This is a genomic window from Kitasatospora sp. NPDC017646 (assembly GCF_044329365.1).
GTDB lineage: Bacteria > Actinomycetota > Actinomycetes > Streptomycetales > Streptomycetaceae > Kitasatospora.
The window spans coordinates 1-2,803 of the sequence record NZ_JBIRJC010000120.1 but is presented as its reverse complement, the minus strand read 5'-3'; the positions used below and the strand labels follow the sequence as shown (position 1 = coordinate 2,803).

The following is a 2,803-nucleotide window of genomic DNA, read 5'->3' as shown; positions in this document are numbered from 1 at the left end:
GGACGCGGTGGGCGCGATCGAGCTCGGCCAGCCGCACGACGTGCTGGCCAGCGACCACATCCGCCGGGTGACCACGGGCGGCCTGCGGATCGAGACCCGCCGCTGACGGACGGCCAGTCGTCCGTCAGCGGCGGAATCCGATGCGGAATCCGGTGCGGGAGCAGCCACGGGCCGGCAGGCGCCGGGCCAGCGCGCCGTACTCCCCGGGGAGCGCGGCGAAGGCGGGGAAGCAGACGGCGCGCACCCCCGTCGCTCCCCGCAGGCCCGGCCCTGCTGCGGCGAGTACAGGAATGCCCGCGACCTGCGCGTCGCCTGGGGCCCGGAGGGCCGGGCCACGGAAGCGTGGCAGAGAGCCGTTTCAGTGAGACCATCGCCCAGTTGGAGGCGGAACTTACCGGTATCGAGGCCCGGCGTCGGCGCTTGGAGGACGAGCTGACCGGCGCCGTGGCGCGGGAGAACGCCGTACGCGGCGCCACCGAGGGCCTGCGGGCCCTGGCCGGACTGGTGGCCTCGCAGGACACCGCGCTGGTGGGCGGTGTCCGGGCGGAGGCGGACGCCATCGTCGGGGACCGGCCGGAGCAGCTCGTGGCCGAGGCCGAGGCCGAGGCGGCGCCGGAGCGGGACCGGGAGCCGGCCGAGAAGACCACCATGGGCACGGACACGGTCACGAAGGCGGCGAAGAAGGCCGCAGGGAAGAAGGCCGCAGCGAAGAAAGCGACACCCGCGAAGAAGACAGTGGTGAAGAAGACCACCGACGGCGCGCGGCCTCCCGCTGGGAAGAAGGCGGCCGCAGCCAAGGGGGCCGGGCCCGTGCGCACCGGCGCTGAGCCGTCCACCGAGACGAACGAGACGGCTGCACCCGCCCCCGGGCGGCGGGCGACCGGTGCCACCGCCGACAGTGTGCTGGGCGTGCTGGCCGGCGCTCAGGGACCGCTGCGGGCCCGGGAGGTGACCGCCCGGCTGGGGATCGAGGAGTCGGCGGACAACGTGAACGCGGTCCGCACCATGCTGGAGCGTCTGGCGAAGGCCGGCCGGGCGCAGCGTCCGGGCCGTGGCTTGTACGCCCAACTGGACGGCTGACCCGCCGGGGGCCGGTTCGCGTTCCTGCCCCGGCTGCACCGCCGGCCGGTCGGGTGAGATCGCCGGGTGCGGCATCCGGACTGTCGTGTCGTGGCCGTTCCGGTCGGAGATGCCGGAGGGCCGCCACCTGCGGGTGGCGGCCTCCTGTGCCTTCTCGGGGCCTCGGCAGCCTACCGCCGCCCCCGGACATCGCCTGGGGGCGGCCCCGTGACCGGCCGGGCTCGGGCGGCCGGTGCCGAGGTGAACGCCACCGTCTGGGCGTGCGCGCCCGGCCACCGTGAGGACGTCTTCGGGTACGGATGACCCTGGCCGTCTTCGTCCCCGGTCACCGATGGCCTCCCCGCATCGTGCGGCCGGTGCGATACGGGGGCGTGTCGTGGCCCGCATGACCGTTCCCGGCGGGGGCACGCTGTCGTCCATGACGACACCTCGACCCCGTCGCAGCCGGCGCCTCTCCCGCGCCAAGGCCCTGGGAGTGCCACTGGGCACGCTGGACACGCAGCGCCCGCCTGCCGTCCCCGCACCGCTCCGCCTGCCCGCACCGGCGGCGCAGCGGCCCGCACCGACGACGCCGGCAGCGCAGCGGCCCGCACCGGAGGCCCCCGCGCCCGGCATCCCGGCCCCGGCCCGTGTGCGGGAGGAGCCGTGCTGCCGGGTGCGCACCGAACGGTTCGTCAGCCTCGGCGGCACCGTCTTCGTGGTCCACCGCCATCAGCCCGCCTGCCCGCGCTGGACCATTCCCGCCACACCCTGAACCCCCGGGCAGGGCCTCGCGGCAGCCGAGCGGGTGCAGGCTGGCGAGCACACCGAAGACCGGCTCACCGCCGTTCTCGACCCCCTGTCAGCGGCAGAGGTCGGAGACGATGTCGTCGAATTCGGGGAACTCCTGGCCCGCGTGTTCGGTGATGGTGTCGGCCGGGCGTCGGCGCCGGGGGGCGAAGCGTTCTGCGATGGCGGTTCGTTCCGGGCTGGGGCGTGGGGTGCGGTCGAGGTGGTGGCCGGTGGTGGCCTCGAAGGGGCCGTACCCGGCGGCGAGTACCCACAGGAAGTCGGCGAGGTCGGCCGCGACGACGCCGCTCTCGCCCTCGGACCCCAGGAAGACGACCGGCTGGTCGGCGAGTGGTAGCCCGGGGCGGCCCAGCCAGAGTGCCGCGTACCCGCCGGCCCCGTTCTGTCCGAAGACGCGGAAGTCGTCGCCGGTCAGCTCGCTGTTTCCGGTCCACAGGCGTAGCCAGTCGGTGGTGTCCTCGGCGGAGAGGAAGGCGTCGAAGGGGTCGAAGTCGATGCCCTCGCTGCCGTCGTAGTCGAACGGCACCGCCAGCGCGGCGGCCAGGCCGGCGGGGAACCGTCGGTCATCGGTCGTTGTCACGCGCAGAACCTACCGGGGCCGTGTGTCAGCTAGGGTGCGGCGGGGACGCGTTCTGATGGCTGTTGGAGCTGACCGGGAGAGCCGGTCCTGGCCGGCTGGAGTGTTCGCGGTGCGAGCGGGACCGCGCCGAGAAGGAGCTGGGCCCGCTGGTGCTACCCGCCCCGGCCAAGCGCGAGCAGGTGGCCGCGCTGGTCTGCGCCCCGGATTAGGTAAGTCGGCATGGTGAGAGCGCTGTCTCGGCGCGCCCGACCAGCGCAAACAGTGTCGGCGACGGGTGAAACGAGGACCACGGACGGCGGATCAAAAGCGGGTCACTGCGTGATCTCTTGATCATCCTGACTTCACTGGTACGGG

General features: G+C 74.1%; 3 protein-coding genes. 2 read left to right on the top strand and 1 reads right to left on the bottom strand.

Going from position 1 to position 2,803, the window contains the following annotated elements; all coding sequences use genetic code 11:
• Positions 1–342 precede the first annotated feature (342 nt).
• Together ACH4J0_RS43005 and ACH4J0_RS43000 are read left to right on the top strand one after the other, a co-directional pair.
• Positions 343–1,080, top strand: coding sequence for a type IV toxin-antitoxin system AbiEi family antitoxin domain-containing protein (locus ACH4J0_RS43005; protein WP_396246634.1), 738 nt, complete (start codon positions 343–345; stop codon positions 1,078–1,080).
• 418 nt (positions 1,081–1,498) lie between these two features.
• On the top strand, positions 1,499–1,834 hold the full coding sequence (locus ACH4J0_RS43000) for a hypothetical protein (protein ID WP_396246633.1): 336 nt from the start codon (positions 1,499–1,501) through the stop codon (positions 1,832–1,834).
• A gap of 87 nt (positions 1,835–1,921) precedes the next feature.
• Here ACH4J0_RS43000 and ACH4J0_RS42995 read toward each other — a convergent pair whose 3' ends face one another.
• A complete protein-coding gene (locus ACH4J0_RS42995) occupies positions 1,922–2,449 on the bottom strand; it encodes an SMI1/KNR4 family protein (protein WP_396246632.1) in 528 nt (175 codons plus the stop codon).
• Positions 2,450–2,803: the final 354 nt, after the last annotated feature.